This window comes from Paenibacillus sp. P4_E11, from assembly GCF_056401635.1.
In genome coordinates this window covers 86,461-104,834 of record NZ_JBFUIX010000010.1, presented here as the reverse complement: position 1 = coordinate 104,834, position 18,374 = coordinate 86,461, and the positions used below count along the sequence as shown (strand labels likewise).

Sequence of the window (18,374 nt, the reverse complement as noted above, 5' to 3'; positions counted from 1 at the left end):
CAATAGGGGTGCTATTGTTGTTCGAGGCCCACTTGGTGGCAAATGATGCAGCAATCGGGGTTGGACCGACTACACCAGGTACACTCATTCCGGATTCAGACAGGTAACTTACTGCAAATTCAATGGCACTGTCAACTTCAGTGCCCTCTCCATACACAAGCAAATTGATTCGGTTCATGAACACTACCAGAACAAGATTTCCCTCTGAGTCGTCCACGGCACCCAGGAACGTATCTGATATGTCCTCCCCCTTCAGTTCTTTTTGGTGAAGCAGATAAAGCAGTCCAAGGATCAGATTGTTGGCTGCTTCATTGCGCTCAAGAAAAGGCTCTACTTTCTTGATATACAGTTGAACGGAATCAAATCGTTGCACTCTCATCCCAACCTCTCCTCCCTCTGGGTCCGAGTCGTACCCACTTGTACCTGAACAGGCTTGTTTTGCTGCCCAGGCATGATGTTCATGGAACAATACTTCATCCACATTCCCTACATCGATCCATTCGAGAACATGATCGTCTTCTGCTGGGGTTTCGCTTTTATTAACGAGTTTAGCTATATAAAAGGTCCCCTCATTCAGTAGAGGTTCCTGAGTGGGGGATACAAAAAATCTCTCTGCCACACCAATACGAGAACCTATCACTATTGTATAGCCGGTTTCCTCCAACACCTCTCGCTTCAAACACGCTTCAGGCGTCTCACCATCTTCTATACCGCCGCCAGGAAAAAAATAGTTCCCATTGGCTGTTCGAACAACTGCCACTTGTTGTCTATCCTCGTCCATGATAACGGCATAACATGCCTTTCTTCTTTCATAGGAGAGATTAGCCTGTACTTGGCCGAATGTAAGCTTTTGATGGATGGCAGCTCCTCTAACTTGTATCTGATTCATTCAACAACCTTCTTTCTTGCCCATGAAATGGCAATAAAGGCTGCCTCTCGGCAGCCTGCTCCATGCTATTACAGCTATACTTCTCTCTTCCGCCCGACCAGCATCAAGGCTCCTGCCAATAGGATGGCGGTCGCAATGATCGGTTGACCCGATAGATGATTCAACAGCGCCCCGGTAGAGAACACCAGGAAGAAGATCAGGAACAGCACAAGCAATATATTGATCGGGATAAGCAACCATCGATTCCTGCTTCCGAACCAATAAAATTCGAGCAACCCAATGGCAGGAGCCAGTATAAATCCAGGCCACATATAACTCCAACCACTATACAGCATCGCGAGCTGACACACAATTCCGGCTGTGAGCAATACACCACCGGGGATTAGTAGTCCGATTCCCTTACGACCAACCATGTAAAAGCACATCCAGTGGAAGAACAATCCCAACGGAATTACGAACAAAGTGGGCCAAAAGTATGCGAAGATCGTCCCTGGTCCGAGCTCTCCTCCATGATTCAATAACAAGTACCCACCCATAAACAAGAGTACCGCTCCCATTATCATTCTTAACTTCATATCATACCTCCATGAGCGTATAGTGAGAAACGCATTTCGAAAGCATCCGCTTATCCGAGTTGCCTTTCGTTCATATATGTATATTAGCACACCCTCCTAGAAGCAGTCCTCCTACTGGGGGTAAATGTGAATCCTAGACCTAAGTCCAGTTTTGTGCGGAATTATGCTTGTACCCAGTTGGCGACAAATGTCATGCCCTTGTGCTGAAACGCACCACTTACGCTATGACCAGCGAACGGGTCGGTCAAGATCTCCTTATGCTGCGAACCCAGTTGGTTGAAGGCAGCGAAGATCGTTTCTGGCCAGCACACCATATCTTTCAAGCCTACAGATAGGAGTACCGGATTCCGGATACGTTCGGCCAAATTGTTCACATCGAAATAACTAAGCGTGCGCAAAATACCATCTAATTCATCAGGGAAGATCGAGGCAAGTTGCCCTACTTCTGACAACGTACCTGTCGAATGCATCACGCTATAATCCATCCAACACATGTTCGGGATGTGCGCCACAGTTGCCGCAACGGTTCCATACAGCGCTGTAGCGGACAAGGCCAACCCTCCGCCCTGGCTCTCACCATAGACGGCGATCCGACTCGGATCGACTTCCGGTTGTTCGGCAGCCCAGTCGATCGCGCGGACCGCATCGAGTACGACAGCCTTATAGTAGCTGTTGTCTCTGTCCAATATTCCTTGAGAATACCAGCCCCTTGTCATCCCGTGCGTCTGTTGCAGCAAGTTCCMCGTTTCCCCACCCTGACCACGGACATCAACAGCGAAGACAGCGACGTCCATCATCAACCAACGGGCATAATTCTCGGCGAACCCCTTCCCACCCGGATAACCGTGGTAGATGACGATACAAGGCAATTTCTTGCTCGTATCCATACGCTTCGGCACCAGATACCAGCCATAAAGCGGTGTTTCATCATAGCCTTGGAATTGGACGCGATATGAGTCGGTATGGCGCAGCAGCGTAGGCTCGAGAACACGTTCCGTCTGGAACGGATGGCTGCGGCATGTGTCGAGCGCATTCTTCCAGAAGCTGTCGAAGTCAGGCTGCTTGGTGAGCGGAGCCTGGGTTAAGGATAACTTATCAATTCGGTTCGTTACGGCATTCATACGATACGTTCCTTCCATTCATAAAATTGAAGGGCATTTCCGCCGAATACAGCTTCCCGCTGGGAGTCTGTCCATGATGAAGGCAACAGGGTGTTTGCCAAATCGATCACTTCGTTATATGTAGCACTTAACAGGCATACGGGCCAGTCACTGCCGTACATGACACGCTCTGGCCCGAATGTGTTCAACACATGACGAGCATAGGGTTCGATGCGCTGTAACGTCCATGTCTCGCCCTCCGATTCCGGTACCATGCCGGAAAGCTTGCACATCACACCGGAGTATGCAGCCAATTGCGTCATCTGGTCGGCCCATGGCTCAAGCTCGCCCTCTTGCATATCCGGCTTGGCCAAGTGGTCGATCACGGCCTTCAGTGTGGGTACTCGATTCAGCAGTTGGATCGCATCTTCCAACAACCGGGGACGTAGCTGCAGATCCACGGGAAACTGTTGTTGGGCCATATATTCAAAACTCCGTAACACCTTATCACTCAGCATCCAACCGTTCGGCAAATCTTGAATCATCGGCCGAACACCGACAAACCCAGGATGTTCTCTCAGAGCCTGAAACTCCTCTTCCAAGTGATCCGACTCGAAATCTAGCCAGCCCACAACTCCTGCTACAGATGGCTCCTTGTCGTATAGGCCCAGCATATACCACGTTTCCTCCACACTTGGAGCAGCTTGCACTAGAATCGTTCGGGCTATGTCATGTTGGATCAAGTGCGGCACTAGCTCCTCCGGCAAATAATCACGGTACAACAGTCCCGATGCTGGAGTAAGCCAGCCGTAATCCGTCCGCTGAATGCTCCAATAGTGCTGATGGGCGTCCACTCGTTGCATCTTCACTAGCTCCTCACTGGTACAGCATTTTATCCAAATTCTAGCACAAGCATGAATTATAGGGCAATGAAAAGGTTTGGCCCCGTGGGATCGAAACTTCTATCACTTATCCTCGATCGTAATGTGACCCAAATAAAGAAGATCAGGTCGTGAGTATGACTCACTGACCTGATCTTCCAGTTAATTCGTATTAAGAATTAAGCTTGTTCATTTCCTCATCGTCGATCTCGAAGTTGGCGTACACATCTTGTACATCGTCGTTATCGTCGAAGCCTTCCATCATCTTCATCAGCTTCTCGGCGTTCTCGCCTTCGGCCTTCACATAGTTCTGCGGAACCCAGCGAATACCGGCACTGTTGAACGTGAAGCCTTCGCCTTCCAAGTTCGTCTTGACCGTCTCGAACTCGTGCGGGTGGGTAATGAACTCGAAGCTATCTTCGTTCACCACCAAGTCCTCTGCTCCGGATTCCAACGCTTGCATCATAAGCGTTTCTTCATCATACTCGGTGTCCTCGTCGCGCTCTATCGTTAGAACGCCCTTCTGATCGAACATGTAGGAGACACAGCCGGACTCGCCCATATTGCCGCCGCGTTTGTTGAAGATCGAGCGTACATCGGCTGCCGTGCGGTTACGGTTATCCGTCAGGCATTTGACCATAATCGCTATGCCACCCGGTCCGTAGCCTTCATAGAAGATTTCTTCGTATTCGACGCTGTCATTACCTCCGGTCGCCTTCTTGATCGCACGCTCGATGTTGTCGTTCGGCATGTTAATCTGGCGAGCGTTCGTAATCGCGGTCTTCAGCTTGAAATTGCCTTCTATGTTCGCGCCGCCTTTGCGGGCTTCCATATAAATTTCCCGGGCCAGCTTCACGAACATATTGTTCTTCGCTTGATCCAGCTTGCTCTTCTTACCTGCAAAATTTTTAAACTTTGGCATATCCGTAAACGCTCCCCGATAGTAAAGTTGGCATTGTATAGTTTACCACTTCCCTAGGGGGGCGGTCAAAGCTTATCCGATTCTAATGGAGTGCTGAACCTGAATTCAGCTCTTGTGTCGCAAGGACAAGTAATGCGTGGACCCTGGGATGAAGGGTAGATGAGACTCGCTCAACCTGCACGCCATGCCCTTCTCTTCGAAAACACGCATGAGCTCCGCCAATTGAGGAAACGGCTCCCATCTAAGCGAGATAAGCGGGTACACCCGCACTTCACCGTCCAGGCGGCACACTCTCAATAGCTCCGATATCGCTGCATCATGAAAAGCGAAATCGAATTGCTCCTGATATAAAAACAAGAAATGACTGCACAATACTAGCGAGAAAGCACCATCAGCAAAAGGTAGATTAGGCAAATACGCAGGCACATAGTTAGGTGAATCTGTACCGCTCTCCGTGCGACCTGATTCGGCTGCTGACAACCGTGTTGAAGCGAAATGTTCGGCAAACTTCTCCAAGGCACGCTCTCTTCTAACACGATGCTGCTGTATGGAGCCGTAATAGCTCCAATCGAACTTATGTTGAATGGACGCCAGCTTGGCCGTCGATTGTTCGATCTCAAGATGCCCCTTGTCCCGGATCTGCTCAGGTGTTAAGGCGTATAACGGATCAGCAGCCGTAACATCGAAGCCGAATGCCGATGCTTCAGCCGCGAACGACGATGCCCCTGCAGCAACATCAAGAATCGGCCCATGTGCGAGTCTATCCGGCAACAAATCAAACATAGCCAAGTACTCTTCGTAGGAACGGCAAGTCATCGCCACTCCAATTTGCTCATACTGCTCCAATTTTCCGTTGTTCAATTCACTCATCTCTTCTCAGCTCTCCTCTTCTCAACTCAACTAACTCATCTAAACTTGGGTACGACACTTGCAATGCTTTGCAAGTTAGACATGATTATATAGCCATACACGGGACATTTCAATCTTTTTCCACAAATTTTCTTATATCTTAATGATCTGCTCACGGAACGTGTTCGCCTTGCGGAAATCCGGCATTTCCATGACACGACCGCCATTCATAATCGACAGCTCCGACAATAGCCCGACCGCCGTCCATTCACAAGCTTCATATACATCCACAGCCGGTGGCGTCCCATTACGGATAGCGTCGATGAAATCGTGAACGATGTAGAAATCCGAACCCCAGTGCTCAGCAGATTGCTGTTCCTCACTTGCTATCTTGTACCGCTCAGGCAGAAACTCAGTGAAGTCGGAAAGTGGTCTCCACTGGGCTTTGTCCGCCTTATCTCCCATCGAGCTCAGCCAAATTTTGTGCGTATCGCCCAAGCCCCGCGGCGCCTCATAACAACCCTCGGTTCCTTGCAATGTATAGTAGGCGGCATTAATCGGCCGGTTCGAGATACAATCCACACGCAGCTTGATCAGCTTGCCACTCTCCATCTGACACAGCGTGATACTCGTATCTTCTTGTCGGAACTGAGGCGCGGTGTGCCATCCCGTCCCCATGCAAAAGATCGACCTGATCCGGTCGCCCTTGAACCATTTCATGACAGGACCAAGACTGTGCGTCGGATAGAAGGCACCGCGCTTACCGAGTTGCCAGAAGTGTCTCCATGTCTTGGTCCGGATGTCCTTGTCTGGATTACGTCTATCTCCGACTGCCATGGATTTGATATCGTGAATATACTCGCCTTCGCCGAAATACACCGTGCCGAACATACCCTTCTCCACCATATTGTTGATGATCTGATTCTCAGGTATATAGCAGCAATTCTCCGCCATCATATAGACACTATCACTTTGTTCCACCGTTTCCTTCAACCACCACAACTCATCCATCGTCACGCCAGCCGTTACCTCACATAACACATGCTTGCCAGCCTGCAAGGCGGTAATCGTCTGCTGCACATGAAGCTGCATCGGTGTGGCAATAACTACAGCATCAATGTCGGACGCCAGCATGTCTTCATAGATCCGATACGTGTGCGGAATGTTATATTGCTGCGCTTGCTCCTTCAGCAGCTCCTTATCCAAATCACACAACGCCGCTACTTCCACTCCTGGAATCGAGCGAAACCCCATTAAAGCACTTAACCCTCGTACACCTGCAATCCCCACTTTGATCGTCAAATCATACAGCTCCCTTCCTCTTCCTACACCTATAATAACAAAACTAACAAAGTTTTTGTAATGCTAAATTTGTGTTTGTTATACGAAACCATTAACATTGGAAACCGCCGCGGCATTGATTTCCATACCCGATTGCGATATGATGCTACAAGAAGAATGTGCGAATGGAGCGGGATGGAATGGCCTCGATTAAAAAAGTTCAAGTGTACAAACAGGATAAATGGAACATGGTCAACGTGGAGGTTCACGGTACCCGGATCATCGTCCGGGAAATATCGGATCAGTGGGGCGAGGATAACCACGAGTTCCTCAGCCGTCCGGCTCTCATGCATTGGGCGGAGCACCGATTCAGCCCGGAACGCTTCAAGGGAACGGAAGAAGAACGGCAGAGCATTCTTGCTGGGTTCAAGGAAGTATAAGAGAGGCATTAGCTGATATTGCATCAATAAGTAAAGACAAACATAACGCCCCCGGCTTTCCTGATAAGGAATGCCGAGGGCGTTATTCGTGTTAAACTTCTACCGTCAGCCTTGCGAACTGTGCACTATGCAAGCGCGCATAGACGCCGCCCGCCGTAAGCAACTCCTCGTGCGTACCCTGCTCCTCTACTCCGTCTTCGGTTACGACGACGATGCGGTCCGCATGGCGGATCGTGGCGAGCCTATGTGCGATAATAAGCGTCGTGCGATTGACAGCGAGCTCCTCTAGCGCCTGCTGGATGACCGCTTCCGTCTCCGTATCCAGGGCAGAAGTCGCCTCATCGAGAATCAGAATCGGCGGATTCTTCAGGAACATACGAGCAATCGCCAGCCGCTGACGCTGACCACCGGACAGCTTGAATCCGCGCTCACCGATCATCGTGTCCAACCCATCCGGCATCGATTCGACTAGAGCACCTAAGTGCGCCCGACGTGCAGCTTCCGCAACTTCCTCATCGCTCGCGTCCAGCCGTCCGTACGCGATATTGTCTCGCATCGTCCCGTTGAACAGAAAAACTTCCTGCTGCACAATACCGATATGGGAGCGAAGCGAGCGCTGTGTCATGCGGCGTATGTCCAGTCCATCAATGGTAATGATCCCGTCATCCACCTCATAGAAGCGCGGAATCAAGCTGCACAGTGTTGATTTACCGGCCCCCGAAGGGCCGACGAAGGCAACAGTCTCCCCTTCACGGATGTTGAGATCGATGCGGCTTAACACTTTGGAGTGATTTTCATAGCCGAACGTTACCTGGCGGAATTCGATATTGCCCCGCAGTTGCTTTACTTCCACCGCACCCGGCTCGTCTTTCACATCCGGCTCGGTGTCCATCAGCTCGCAGAACCGTTTGAACCCCGCCATCCCTTTCGGATAATTTTCCATCAGCGCGTTAATCTTGTCGATCGGCTTCAAGAAGATGTTCACATACAGCAAGAACCCGACCAATTGACCATAAGACAACTCGCCTTTGTAGGCGAACCAGGCTCCGCACACGAGTACGATCAAGGAGATTAGACGTGTCAGCATGTAAATCCCCGACGAGCTGAACGATATCGCCAAGTAGGAACGCAATTTCGCCAGGCGGAAGGCCGCATTGTTCACACGGAACCGCGACACCTCGTAGGCTTCGTTACCGAACGATTTCACAACACGGATACCGGACACACTGTCTTCAACACGTGCGTTCACATCAGCAATGCTGGCGAACATCGTAGATGCGGCGCGATTCAGCTTCTTATTGAAGTAGACAATCAGCCATACCAGCAACGGTACAACGGTAAAGGTAATGCACGCCAGCTGCCAATTAACCGTCAGCATAATGCCGAATGCGGCGACGAACGTCATGAGTGCAATGAACAAATCCTCCGGCCCGTGATGCGCCAGCTCGCCGATCTCGAACAGATCATTCGTAATCCGGGACATCACATGTCCGGTCTTCGTATTGTCGAAGAATCGGAACGACAGCTTCTGCACATGGCTGAACAGCTGCTGCCGCATATCAGTCTCGATGTTAATACCCAGCTTATGTCCCCAATAATTGACAACAAACTGAAGTCCCATACTAACTAGGTACAGAGCCAGTAAACCGCATCCGGCGGCAATGATCGTCGACCAGTTACCAGTCGGCAACAGCGAATCGATCATCCATTGCACGGACATAGGAAATGCCAATTCGAGTAGAGCCGCTATAATAGCACAGCTGAAATCCAGCACGAAGAGTCGGGTATGAGGTACGTAATATGAGATAAACCTTTTTAACAACTTGCCAATACCTCCTTCTTTCCACCTCTTCAACCGCATCATTGTTTCATAGTATCGGTGCACGTGAACAATAGTCAAGTGAGAAAACAATTATAGGATTTCACTCAGGTCAGTCTGATACTTGCATCGTACGCAAGAGCGATATATTATTATTCACGCTGCCAACATATGCTAAGACCGAGCAGGAATTCGGGGCGTCCATGGAGAAATGGTCAATCAATGAACAACAGCAACAGCAACATCGGAAAGGGGAGCAAACCATGCTAGACGCTGGATCGGTCGTTCTGTTCACGATCGTGTCATTTTCACTGGGGGTTATACTTATCATGAAGAAAGACACGATTCCACCCCAGCTAAGGCGCTTCATGGCCATTATTACGATTATGCTGGTCAGTTGCGCGTTTTTCCTGCTGCTGTACAGTATGATAAGCTCTCTATAACCAAAGAAGCGGTAACGGTTGCCTATTGTGCCAACATTTTAATAAGAGAGCCGTCCGGCGGTCATACTATTGGGAAAAAAGGAGCAACGACGCTCATGAGAATCGTTCCCGCCGCCGTAACGGTATGTCTGTTAGCACTGTCTGTACCGATCGCCGTCCGACCCGTTGCTTCCGTTCATGCCATGCAGGACGCCGCAGCTCAAGATCAACCGAAATCATCCACTAGGAGGGTACCTATGAATCAAGTGTTGAAACGTTCTGAGGTTGCCGCTGAGAATCGCTGGAAAATCGAAGATTTGTTCGCCAATCAGAAGAAGTGGGATTCTGAATACGAGGAAGTTAAGAAGCTATTGAAACAAGTCGGCCAATTCGAAGGCAAGCTGCACGAAGTCAAAGCTGTCAAAGAGTGCTTCACACTCGAAGACGAGATCTCGTTACATACTGAACGACTATACGTATACGCCAATATGAAGCATCACGAGGATATGGCCGACTCCACATACCAGTCGCTGTCCGAGAAATCCAAGAAACTCAGCGTAGATGTGGGCGAAGCGCTCTCATTCGTCACTCCCGAAATTCTTGCGCTCTCTGATGAGCAGCTCAAACAACTGATAGATAGTCCAGAGCTGACCGAATATAAGAAGACCCTGGAGGATATGCTGCGCCAGAAGCCGCACATTCTGTCCAAAGCCGAAGAAGCGCTGCTTGCCCAAGTCGGTAACCTGTCTCAAGCACCAGGAACGATATTCGGAATGATCAACAACGCCGATATGAAGTTCCCTAAGGTAACGAATGAGAACGGCGAGGAAGTCGAGCTCACACACGGCAGATACATACAATTTCTGGAGAGCGGGAAGCGGGAAGTACGCGAAGCTGCCTTCAAGGCGATGTATTCGACTTATGCCAAACAGAAAAACACACTGGCCTCCACACTCAATGCTAATGTGACCAAAAATTTATTTTACTCCAAGGCTAGAAAATACCCATCGGCTCTGGAATCGACCTTGTATGGGGACAACATCCCGGTCAACGTCTACACGAATCTGATCGCGACGATCCATGAAAGCTTGCCACTCTTGCATCGCTATATGGAAGTGCGTAAGAAGCTACTGAAGGTCGATGAACTGCACATGTACGATCTGTTCGCCCCGTTAGTGGAAGAGTACAAGATGGATATTACGTTCGAAGACGCCAAGAAAACGGTTATGGAGAGTGTGAAGCCGCTTGGTGAGAAGTATCAGGATATTCTGAAGCACGGGTTCTCGGATGGCTGGATCGACGTCTACGAGAATGAAGGCAAGCGGAGCGGGGCTTATAGCTGGGGCGCCTATGGCACACATCCTTATGTTCTGCTCAATCACAAAGACAATCTGAACAGCATGTTCACCCTCACACATGAGATGGGACACGCGATTCACTCGTATTTGTCGGATGGGAATCAGAACTACCGCGATGCGCAGTATACGATATTCCTGGCGGAGGTTGCTTCCACGCTCAACGAAGCGCTTCTGATGGAATACATGCTGAAGAAGTCCACGGATCCGAAGGAAAAAATGTACCTGCTCACTTACTACGCCGATCAATTCCGGACGACGGTATTCCGGCAGACGATGTTCGCTGAATTCGAGAAGATCATCCATGAGACGGCCGAAGCTGGCCAGTCGCTGACCCACCAAGAGCTTAGTAAAATTTATTACGATCTGACGAAACAATATCATGGCGATTCGATGGTCGTGGATCAGGATATCGAGATGGAATGGGCACGCATTCCCCACTTCTATAACAGCTTCTATGTGTTCAAATATGCGACTGGCTTCTCGGCGGCGACCAGCTTCGCCAAGCAAATTCTAGACGAAGGCCAGCCTGCAGTAGATCGCTACCTCGGCTTCCTGAAGAGCGGGGGGAGCGACTTCTCGATCGAGATTCTGAAACGCGCAGGTGTCGATATGTCTTCACCGGAACCGATTCATCAGGCGATGAGTGTATTCAAAGGTTTGGTTGAGGAAATGGAAAAGCTAGTGAAGTAAGTTAGTTAACAGGCACGCCTCTTTGATTAGAGGCGTGCCTGTTGCTGTCATAGGGCCTTGTCCCGCAAGACTCCCCGTATTCTAAGGCAAACCTCGCAACTTCATGGTGTGCCCAAGAAGCTCCCTGTTCAGTGCCGATAATGACGTGTTTGACAGCTCACTTCCATGTTGGGGCTAATCTCGGCCAAGGTGACCAAACCCTGTTCCCCTCGAACCCTATGAGCACATCACGATTGGCACACAGACTAATGTTAGGTACGAATCATGTACACTAGCACTCCCCCTTCAGCTATCCCGTTACCATTCTCTGTCTGCCTGTCCTATAATAGGTGGAAAGACTGTAGGTCGGGAGGTTCAATAGTGATGGCACTCTTAGGTCAATCGAAATGGTCAGGAAGCGATCTCAAGTTGATTGCCTTGGATATGGATGGGACCCTGTTGAATCAGCGCGGGCATATATCCGGTGAAAACCTCAGTGCGATCGAGGAAGCGCGAAGCCGGGGCATCGAGATTACGCTCGTTACGGGTCGACACATCTCTAAGGTGCTGCCGTTCGTAGAACAGTTGACCTTGACTGTGCCCTTTGTCACATCGAACGGCTGCGAGGTTTGGTCGCCGGACGGGACATTGCTGCAGCGATCAACACTTTCGTTACTGGAGCGCCAGTGGATTCAGCAGTGGGCTGTCCAACATAATCTCGGCTACCGGGCTTATTGCGTCGATGGGGTGTTCGACTGGACACCGGAAACGATGGGTTCGGATGATGCGGCTGGAGGCTCGGAAGAAGTTAGTGACAGCCCGGGTTATACGGAGCGGGAATGGTTGAAAGTGCTGCTCGAGGATGCGAGAGCGAAGACGCCTGGCGTGGCGCAGCCGTCACGTGCCACAGCCGCGGCTGGCACAGCCGCCGCGGACACCGGGCTACAGCCCCGCTGTCTCAGCGGGCTGTACGCCCGGCTTGAGGCGGACCCGCGCTTCGCGCTGGCCGCCTACAGCATCGATCCGGCGCGAATCGACCGGATCGATGTGCACCCCGCCGGCGTCGACAAAGCCGCCGGCCTGCAAGCGGTGTGCCGCCTATTAGACGTCACCGCTGCACAAGTCGCCGCCTTCGGCGACGATACGAACGACATCGCCATGCTGCGCTGGGCCGGGCTCGGCGTGGCGATGGAGCATGCGCCTGCGGCGGTACTAGCTGCGGCGGACGCGATCGCGCCGCATCACAATCGCGACGGCGTAGCCGTCATGATCCGCAGGCTGCTATCCTGACTACTACAACTACTACACTTAAAATAGAACAAAATATTCATAAACTTTCGATGCATTGGGGAATAGTAAAGCGTGGGTTACTACATAAGTTCTCTACTCTGTGGGGCAATCAGAATTATGGATTAGCGCAGATAGCGCGGATTTTCCGCGTTGCAGCTGCCCTCAGTGAACCGAAATGCTGAACTGTTCCACAGATAACCGTCCTAAGTAGTAACGAGCGTTCTAAAATAAAAAATAGCTAAAGGCAGGTGTCGATCAAGTTGAAAGAATGGAAACAAGAAGTGCGGTATATCAAGCTCAGAACCAAATCCGGATCGATTATAGGCAAACGCATAGGTGTGGCGTTACTGGCCGTAATGCTTTTTATGTGCATGCCGAATACAGGTTTCGCAGTTGGCAAGGATGCCAATGGTCCAGATGTATTCGTCATCCAAGGAATGCAGAAGTCACTTGGCAGTTATGCAGGTGATATTTACGGCTACTACAATGAAACCGCAGTCAAGGGAGTAAAATATTTCCAACAAAAAGACGAATTAACTGTTACGGGCGCGGTCGATGGTCAAACCCATCAGTCTATTCTGTATTCATATAACCAACTGAAAGGGCCAGGCAAAGGTCGGGGCGGTAAAGGCGAAGAAGGCGGCAAACGCCAAGAAGGCGGTAAAGGCGAAGAAGGCGGCAAACGCCAAGAAGGCGGCAAAGGCCTAGAAGGCGGCAAGGGCCAAGAAGGCGGCAAAGGCCAAGAAGGCGGCAAACGCCAAGAAGGCGGCAAAGGCCTAGAAGGCGGTAAAGGCCAAGAAGGCGGTAAAGGCCAAGAAGGCGGTAAAGGCCAAGAAGGCGGTAAAGGCCAAGAAGGCGGTAAAGGCCAAGAAGGCGGTAAAGGCCAAGAAGGCGGTAAAGGCCAAGAAGGCGGACAAGGTCAAGGCGGCAGTGGAGCTAAGGGACAAGAAAACGCTCCGATTGGACCCAAGGGTCAAGAGAACGGGAAAATCCAAGGCGACAATGCGCCGATTAAAGGTTCCGAATAATATTACACTGTCAACAGAAAAAAACCTCTGGCGTAGATTGATCACACCAGAGGTTTTTGGCTTATAGTTTGGCGCGAGAGTAGGGTTTACTGATCGGTTTCATTTCTGTACTTGGATGTTTGGTTCTCAAGTTTAGTGGAGAGCATTCAAAATGCGAAGAAGATGTAAGGTGCCAAAACAGCTGGAAGACGAAAAAATCGGCTTGCAGCCCGAGAAGGCGCGCCTCGGAGCAGTGCAAGACGAAAAAATCGGCTTGCAGCCCGTGAAAGCGCGCCTCGGAGCCGTGCAAGACGAAAAAATCGGCTTGCAGCACGTGAAAGCGCGCCTCAGCCTAGGCTACAGTATCAAGAAAGATCACCACGAAAGTGATCTTTCTGCCCTTTCAAACCAGCTTAGTCGACAATCGCCTGTACTTCGATCTCGACTAACAAGTCGGGATCAATGAGTGCCCTTACTTCTACCATCGAGGATGCTGGCTGCACATCGCGAAAGAACTCCCATGCGCCCTACCTACTTCTTCCCAACGTGAAATGTCGGTCATGTACATGCGGGTGCGGACCACGTCGGTCATGCGGGCACCGACCTTCTGTAAGAGATCCGCTCTGCCACGACTAAAAATGGATGAACCCCTCGCTGCTCAAGCTCTGCGGTTCATACTGCTTGACATTCTGGACGGTATCCCACTACATGCGAGTAAAGATACGATAGATCATATCACGTCGCTATTCGCTTTCTGCAGGATACTCTGGATGAAGGACGTCTTGGCATTCGTATACCCGACACGATCGAATCGGAACTGCTCGGAGTTTCTTCGCTTCAACTGTTCGTATTCCGCACGTGCTTGCTTATGTACTCTCATGTAATCCCGGAATGTAAGCGGCAGCTGCCAATGCTCCGTCCCATATTCAACAAAGTGTACATGACGATTCCGCGGCTCCTTCTTCAGGAACAGTCGACCGCCTGGGACGCTCACCGCTTCCACATATTCATAGTTCATCTGTTCCAAGGCCGTCAGAGTTTGTTCCGCTACAGCGAACGACTTGAATCCGATAATAATATCTATAACTGGCTTGGCCGCTAATCCCGGTATAGAGGTGCTGCCAAAATGTTGGATATCGACAATTTCATTAAGGTTAAGCAAATCCGTAATGCCCTTCAGCTCCTTGATGTAATCCAACGGCCAGCTGCTGTCGTACTCACTTATTACGATTTCGTCTTTCATGCCTTGTCTACCCCTCACTTTTGACAGCTCATCTTTAATACTTAGAGCCTCTTCATACCTATCGCATACGTTTACAATATCAAACAAAGTATCCGTATCGTCAAGTGTATTATTTCAAAACGTCATCACTCCGCCTGCGTTTGACTGGAGAATAAGAGAATTCCGTCTCGCTTCTGCCACCCTGTCTTCGCCCAGAAACGGTTGCCTATCTCATTATCGGCGATGACCATGATGTGACATTTGCTAATTCCAGCTTCATTCAATGTGTTCAGGCTACGGCGTACAAGCTGCTTGCCGATCGACTTCCCTCGATAAGCTTGATCCACCGCAACATGATAAATATACCCTCGCCTTCCGTCATGCCCGCCCAGAATCGTACCAATTACGGCTTCCCCATCTTTGCAAACATAACTCATTCCTGGATTTCTTGCCAAATAATATTGAATCGACTCCCGTGAATCTGCATCACTTAAAGCTAACCCCTCGGTGTGCCGCCACAGTTCAATCGATTGATCGTAGTCTTCATTCGTCATTTCAGCGATCGTATACATGACCTAACTGTTGCCCCCTCGTTAGTGAGATGTTCCACATATTACTTATCGGGAGAAAATATAGTTTCGATTAGACCTCGGCTAACGGCGATCCATTCCAATCCACAAAATTATTTATGTCAATATTCGATTATTTGCGTAAACGATGATATGATCTAAACTAAATATAAAATGAAACAGCTATGCAGGAGGAGAACCAGATGGAGTATATTAGTACAAGAGGACATGTTGGCAAGATTGGATTTATTGATGCGTTCTTGATGGGACTTGGCGATGACGGCGGCCTGCTTGTCCCTTATGAAATTCCGGTTGTATCCGCGGAAACGTTGCAGAAGTGGCAGGACCTCAGCTACCAGGAGTTGGTGCTCGCTATATTCGGTCTCTATACGAATGGGGAAATTCCGGAGCAGGACCTGAAGGAATTAGTGTATGCCAGCTATTCCACATTCCGCGACCCGGCCATAACGCCTGTACGCAAGCTGAAGGATGACTTATACTTGTTGGAGTTGTTCCACGGCCCGACCTTCGCCTTCAAAGACATCGCCCTGCAATTCATGGGTCAACTATATACGTATGTAGCAACGAAACAGAAGAAGAAAATTCATATTCTTGGCGCGACTTCGGGCGATACCGGAGCGTCTGCTATCGAGGGTGTGAAGGGCAAGGAAGGGATTAAGATATGTATCCTGCATCCGCATGGAAAAGTCAGCAAGGTGCAGGAATTGCAAATGACGACTATTCAGGACGACAACGTGCTGAACTTATCGGTGGACGGCAATTTCGACGATTGTCAGAGGATGATCAAGGACTTGTTTGCCGACTTGGACTTTAAGACAAGCAATCATCTCGCCGCAATCAACTCGATTAATTTCGTACGAATCATGGCTCAGACCGTCTACTACTTCTATGCGTACTTCCAAGTTGCCAAGCAGACTGGGGCGAAGCAGGTCAGCTTCAGCGTGCCAACCGGAAACTTCGGCGATATATTTGCTGGATATTTGGCGAAACGGATGGGGCTGCCAGTGGGCAAGCTCATTCTCGCAACGAATGAGAATAACATATTGGAAAGGTTCGTTCTGGAGGGCGTGTACAAGCCGGGCAATTTCCAACAAACGTACAGCCCGTCGATGGATATACAAGTCGCTAGCAACTTCGAACGTTACCTGTACTATGTACTGGGAGAAGATCCAGCGCAAATTCGTACTCGGATGGAGCAGTTCAAGACAGCAGGCGAAATCGTCATTACCGGTGAAGCGCTCGCCAATGTACATGCAGATTTTGGAGCGCACGGTGTGCAGGGGCAGGAATGTCTGGACACGATCAAGCAGATTGAAGCCTCCACGGGCTACTTACTCGATCCTCATTCCGCCTGTGGTGTTGCAGCCGCTGACCGATACAGCAGCGGACAGGACATCATCGTGTCACTGGCAACCGCACACCCGGCCAAGTTCAACGAGGCGATTGAGCTGACTGGGATCGAGCAGCAATTCCCGGAGCAGATCACGGCTCTCTTCGAGAAGCCCCAGCGTCAGACTCGCGTGGACGGCTCGCTGCAGTCGATCGTTCGTGAGCTTGTAGCCTTTTACAACGCATAATACAGGAAGACAGGAACAGGCTGCAGTGGAAGGAATCCCTTCCGCTGCAGCCTGTTTGTGTAAGGAACACCCGGCGACTCTATGAGGCACGCTGACATTTTGCTTTACTGCTTCGGTGTTACCTTGCGTTTCATCGTACGAATCATGGCTTTGGTTGCCTCATCCACACGCAGTGATTCTGTAATTTTTTGCAGAGACTTGTTGTATGTGAAATCGTCCAGCGAATTATGGGTTAGGAACGCCAATGTAGGCTCCGGATGCTTTACATAACAGATCGATACGGCCCAGGCAACCGCCATCTTGACATAGTACCCCTCGTGCTTGATGCAATCCAGCCATTGCAGCACCTGATGAATGTACGCTTCCTCCACATAATAATCCAACAGCATGACCACGCCGAAGCGAATGTCATATTCCTGATCAGACTTTAGATAAGGCTGTAAAAACTCCCACACTCTCTCCCTGTTCGTTGCTGTAAACTTCAACCCGATACAAAAACTATCGCACACCGACCAATTATCGATTTTGGGGACGAATTTGGCTACATACGAAAGAACTTCCTCTATATTTGTTTTTACGTAGCCGATGACCAAGCCTTGCAGCATAATTTCTTCGAAATACACATCATCAGCTCGTTCGAGATAAGTACGCCAATCGGCTTGGGCTAGTTGTCGCGCCATCTTACGCAGCTCGGGTATTCGGACGCCCAGCACATTATTAATGTTCGGAATCAACGCCGAGGTGAATTGTCGATAGTTCTCATCCACCAATTCCATCAACTGCTCCCTAATCGTTCGTTCCACCATTACTCTCCTCTCCTTGATCTCGGCAACTAAGTTCGTTATTCGAATGATAGTTCCCATAAGTATATCGAGGCAACTGTACCAAGCGGGGAATACCTCTGCCGGTATTCCTCGAACTGCGCTCGTGTAATCGAAGGAAGACCATACAATTTCATCATGCCACGGCGAATAGCAATATCGCCCCAGCTAACGACATCGCGACGTCCCAATGCATGAATGAGCATCATTTCCGCTGTCCATTTGCCAACACCATGTAACGTGACCAGCTTGTTGACTACCTCTGTATCCGACAGTTCGTCCAGTTGTTCCAGATCGAATGCACCTTGTGCAATCATGGCGGCAATATCTCGGATGCAGACCGCTTTCTTCATCGTCATCCCGCATTGTTGAATATCATCAGCCGACTGCTTGGCAAGATTGCCCGGGGATATTTCACCGAATTGAGCTTGCAGCCGTTCCCATATTGTCTGGGCAGCCTTGGCTGAAATAAGCTGTCCCACAATAGCGTGGACAAGCGCTACGAACAGGTCAGGCATGACGATCCGCTCCACCTTACCCATCCTCAGCATGGCAGCCCCGAGCGTGACATCCGCGTTGCTTAAGTAGTCTATATCTTCTTGCCCATAGTCAAAATACTTGGTTGTCGTTGTTCGCAAGTGCCTATCCTCCGGTCCAGAAGT

Annotated in this window: 19 protein-coding genes and 1 pseudogene; 7 read left to right on the top strand and 13 right to left on the bottom strand. The window is 50.0% G+C overall.

The annotated features are described in order from the left end of the window. The 7 genes from AC1DWB_RS06845 to AC1DWB_RS06815 all read right to left on the bottom strand — a co-directional run. The coding region (locus tag AC1DWB_RS06845; RefSeq protein ID WP_477540286.1) for an NUDIX hydrolase at window positions 1-889 on the bottom strand (889 nt) is incomplete at its 3' end. A gap of 74 nt (window positions 890-963) precedes the next feature. Continuing rightward, complete coding sequence (locus AC1DWB_RS06840) at window positions 964-1,464, bottom strand: hypothetical protein (protein WP_477540285.1); 501 nt, start codon at window positions 1,462-1,464, stop codon at window positions 964-966. A 161-nt stretch (window positions 1,465-1,625) separates the two neighbouring features. Then, complete coding sequence (locus tag AC1DWB_RS06835; RefSeq protein ID WP_477540284.1) at window positions 1,626-2,585, bottom strand: acetylxylan esterase; 960 nt, start codon at window positions 2,583-2,585, stop codon at window positions 1,626-1,628. Beyond that, window positions 2,582-3,427: an amidohydrolase family protein gene (locus tag AC1DWB_RS06830; RefSeq protein ID WP_477540283.1), complete on the bottom strand. Its 846-nt coding sequence runs from the start codon at window positions 3,425-3,427 to the stop codon at window positions 2,582-2,584. The genes AC1DWB_RS06835 and AC1DWB_RS06830 overlap by 4 nt, the downstream gene beginning before the upstream one ends. 190 nt (window positions 3,428-3,617) lie before the next feature. Then, window positions 3,618-4,367: a YebC/PmpR family DNA-binding transcriptional regulator gene (locus AC1DWB_RS06825; protein ID WP_477540282.1), complete on the bottom strand. Its 750-nt coding sequence runs from the start codon at window positions 4,365-4,367 to the stop codon at window positions 3,618-3,620. A gap of 105 nt (window positions 4,368-4,472) precedes the next feature. Then, entirely contained in the window at window positions 4,473-5,237 is a 765-nt protein-coding gene (locus tag AC1DWB_RS06820) for a methylase (protein WP_477540281.1), read from the bottom strand. 132 nt (window positions 5,238-5,369) lie between these two features. Then, window positions 5,370-6,518, bottom strand: coding sequence for a Gfo/Idh/MocA family protein (locus AC1DWB_RS06815; protein ID WP_477540280.1), 1,149 nt, complete (start codon window positions 6,516-6,518; stop codon window positions 5,370-5,372). Between the two features lie 179 nt (window positions 6,519-6,697). Between AC1DWB_RS06815 and AC1DWB_RS06810 the strand changes: the two genes are divergently transcribed. After that, on the top strand, window positions 6,698-6,937 hold the full coding sequence (locus AC1DWB_RS06810) for a hypothetical protein (protein ID WP_477540279.1): 240 nt from the start codon (window positions 6,698-6,700) through the stop codon (window positions 6,935-6,937). A 91-nt stretch (window positions 6,938-7,028) separates the two neighbouring features. Here the strand turns inward: AC1DWB_RS06810 and AC1DWB_RS06805 are convergent, their stop codons facing one another. Continuing rightward, entirely contained in the window at window positions 7,029-8,759 is a 1,731-nt protein-coding gene (locus tag AC1DWB_RS06805; RefSeq protein WP_477540278.1) for an ABC transporter ATP-binding protein, read from the bottom strand. Between the two features lie 200 nt (window positions 8,760-8,959). On the opposite strand from AC1DWB_RS06805, the gene AC1DWB_RS06800 reads away from it, so the two are divergent. The 5 genes from AC1DWB_RS06800 to AC1DWB_RS06780 all read left to right on the top strand — a co-directional run bounded on the left by AC1DWB_RS06800 (window position 8,960) and on the right by AC1DWB_RS06780 (window position 13,968). After that, window positions 8,960-9,199 carry a hypothetical protein gene (locus AC1DWB_RS06800; RefSeq protein WP_477540277.1) on the top strand — a complete coding sequence of 80 codons (240 nt, stop codon included), beginning with the start codon at window positions 8,960-8,962 and terminating at the stop codon, window positions 9,197-9,199. Window positions 9,200-9,435: 236 nt separating this feature from the next. Next, a complete protein-coding gene (gene pepF, locus AC1DWB_RS06795; RefSeq protein ID WP_477540294.1) occupies window positions 9,436-11,226 on the top strand; it encodes an oligoendopeptidase F in 1,791 nt (596 codons plus the stop codon). A gap of 363 nt (window positions 11,227-11,589) precedes the next feature. Further along, entirely contained in the window at window positions 11,590-12,495 is a 906-nt protein-coding gene (locus tag AC1DWB_RS06790; protein ID WP_477540293.1) for an HAD-IIB family hydrolase, read from the top strand. Window positions 12,496-12,755: 260 nt separating this feature from the next. Next, window positions 12,756-13,523: a peptidoglycan-binding domain-containing protein gene (locus tag AC1DWB_RS06785; RefSeq protein ID WP_477540276.1), complete on the top strand. Its 768-nt coding sequence runs from the start codon at window positions 12,756-12,758 to the stop codon at window positions 13,521-13,523. A gap of 151 nt (window positions 13,524-13,674) precedes the next feature. Next, window positions 13,675-13,968, top strand: coding sequence for a hypothetical protein (locus AC1DWB_RS06780; protein ID WP_477540295.1), 294 nt, complete (start codon window positions 13,675-13,677; stop codon window positions 13,966-13,968). On the opposite strand, the pseudogene AC1DWB_RS06775 reads toward AC1DWB_RS06780, so the two are convergent. The 3 genes and pseudogenes from AC1DWB_RS06775 to AC1DWB_RS06765 all read right to left on the bottom strand — a co-directional run. Then, a pseudogene (locus tag AC1DWB_RS06775) lies at window positions 13,916-14,094 on the bottom strand (Rid family hydrolase); the annotation flags it as partial. The gene AC1DWB_RS06780 and the pseudogene AC1DWB_RS06775 overlap by 53 nt on opposite strands. A gap of 138 nt (window positions 14,095-14,232) precedes the next feature. Further along, window positions 14,233-14,745, bottom strand: a complete 513-nt coding sequence (locus AC1DWB_RS06770; protein WP_477540275.1) for a GrpB family protein — start codon at window positions 14,743-14,745, stop codon at window positions 14,233-14,235. Between the two features lie 125 nt (window positions 14,746-14,870). Continuing rightward, complete coding sequence (locus AC1DWB_RS06765) at window positions 14,871-15,296, bottom strand: GNAT family N-acetyltransferase (RefSeq protein WP_477540274.1); 426 nt, start codon at window positions 15,294-15,296, stop codon at window positions 14,871-14,873. 200 nt (window positions 15,297-15,496) lie between these two features. On the opposite strand from AC1DWB_RS06765, the gene thrC reads away from it, so the two are divergent. Further along, window positions 15,497-16,891, top strand: coding sequence for a threonine synthase (thrC, locus tag AC1DWB_RS06760; protein ID WP_477540273.1), 1,395 nt, complete (start codon window positions 15,497-15,499; stop codon window positions 16,889-16,891). 104 nt (window positions 16,892-16,995) lie between these two features. Here thrC and AC1DWB_RS06755 read toward each other — a convergent pair whose 3' ends face one another. Continuing rightward, window positions 16,996-17,694, bottom strand: coding sequence for a DNA alkylation repair protein (locus AC1DWB_RS06755; protein ID WP_477540292.1), 699 nt, complete (start codon window positions 17,692-17,694; stop codon window positions 16,996-16,998). A 38-nt stretch (window positions 17,695-17,732) separates the two neighbouring features. Next, a complete protein-coding gene (locus tag AC1DWB_RS06750) occupies window positions 17,733-18,350 on the bottom strand; it encodes a DNA-3-methyladenine glycosylase family protein (RefSeq protein ID WP_477540272.1) in 618 nt (205 codons plus the stop codon). Between the last annotated feature and the right edge of the window lie 24 nt (window positions 18,351-18,374).

What these genes read in the sequence shown, in the direction of transcription:
- AC1DWB_RS06830 (WP_477540283.1), bottom strand. Translation starts at nt 3,427, where the DNA reads ATGCAACGAGTGGACGCCCATCAGCACTATTGGAGCATTCAGCGGACG.
- AC1DWB_RS06800 (WP_477540277.1), top strand. Translation starts at nt 8,960, where the DNA reads ATGGAGAAATGGTCAATCAATGAACAACAGCAACAGCAACATCGGAAA.
- AC1DWB_RS06840 (WP_477540285.1), bottom strand. Translation starts at nt 1,464, where the DNA reads ATGAAGTTAAGAATGATAATGGGAGCGGTACTCTTGTTTATGGGTGGG.
- AC1DWB_RS06820 (WP_477540281.1), bottom strand. Translation starts at nt 5,237, where the DNA reads ATGAGTGAATTGAACAACGGAAAATTGGAGCAGTATGAGCAAATTGGA.
- AC1DWB_RS06770 (WP_477540275.1), bottom strand. Translation starts at nt 14,745, where the DNA reads ATGAAAGACGAAATCGTAATAAGTGAGTACGACAGCAGCTGGCCGTTG.
- AC1DWB_RS06790 (WP_477540293.1), top strand. Translation starts at nt 11,590, where the DNA reads ATGGCACTCTTAGGTCAATCGAAATGGTCAGGAAGCGATCTCAAGTTG.
- AC1DWB_RS06825 (WP_477540282.1), bottom strand. Translation starts at nt 4,367, where the DNA reads ATGCCAAAGTTTAAAAATTTTGCAGGTAAGAAGAGCAAGCTGGATCAA.
- AC1DWB_RS06810 (WP_477540279.1), top strand. Translation starts at nt 6,698, where the DNA reads ATGGCCTCGATTAAAAAAGTTCAAGTGTACAAACAGGATAAATGGAAC.
- thrC (WP_477540273.1), top strand. Translation starts at nt 15,497, where the DNA reads ATGGAGTATATTAGTACAAGAGGACATGTTGGCAAGATTGGATTTATT.
- AC1DWB_RS06765 (WP_477540274.1), bottom strand. Translation starts at nt 15,296, where the DNA reads ATGTATACGATCGCTGAAATGACGAATGAAGACTACGATCAATCGATT.
- AC1DWB_RS06780 (WP_477540295.1), top strand. Translation starts at nt 13,675, where the DNA reads ATGCGAAGAAGATGTAAGGTGCCAAAACAGCTGGAAGACGAAAAAATC.
- pepF (WP_477540294.1), top strand. Translation starts at nt 9,436, where the DNA reads ATGAATCAAGTGTTGAAACGTTCTGAGGTTGCCGCTGAGAATCGCTGG.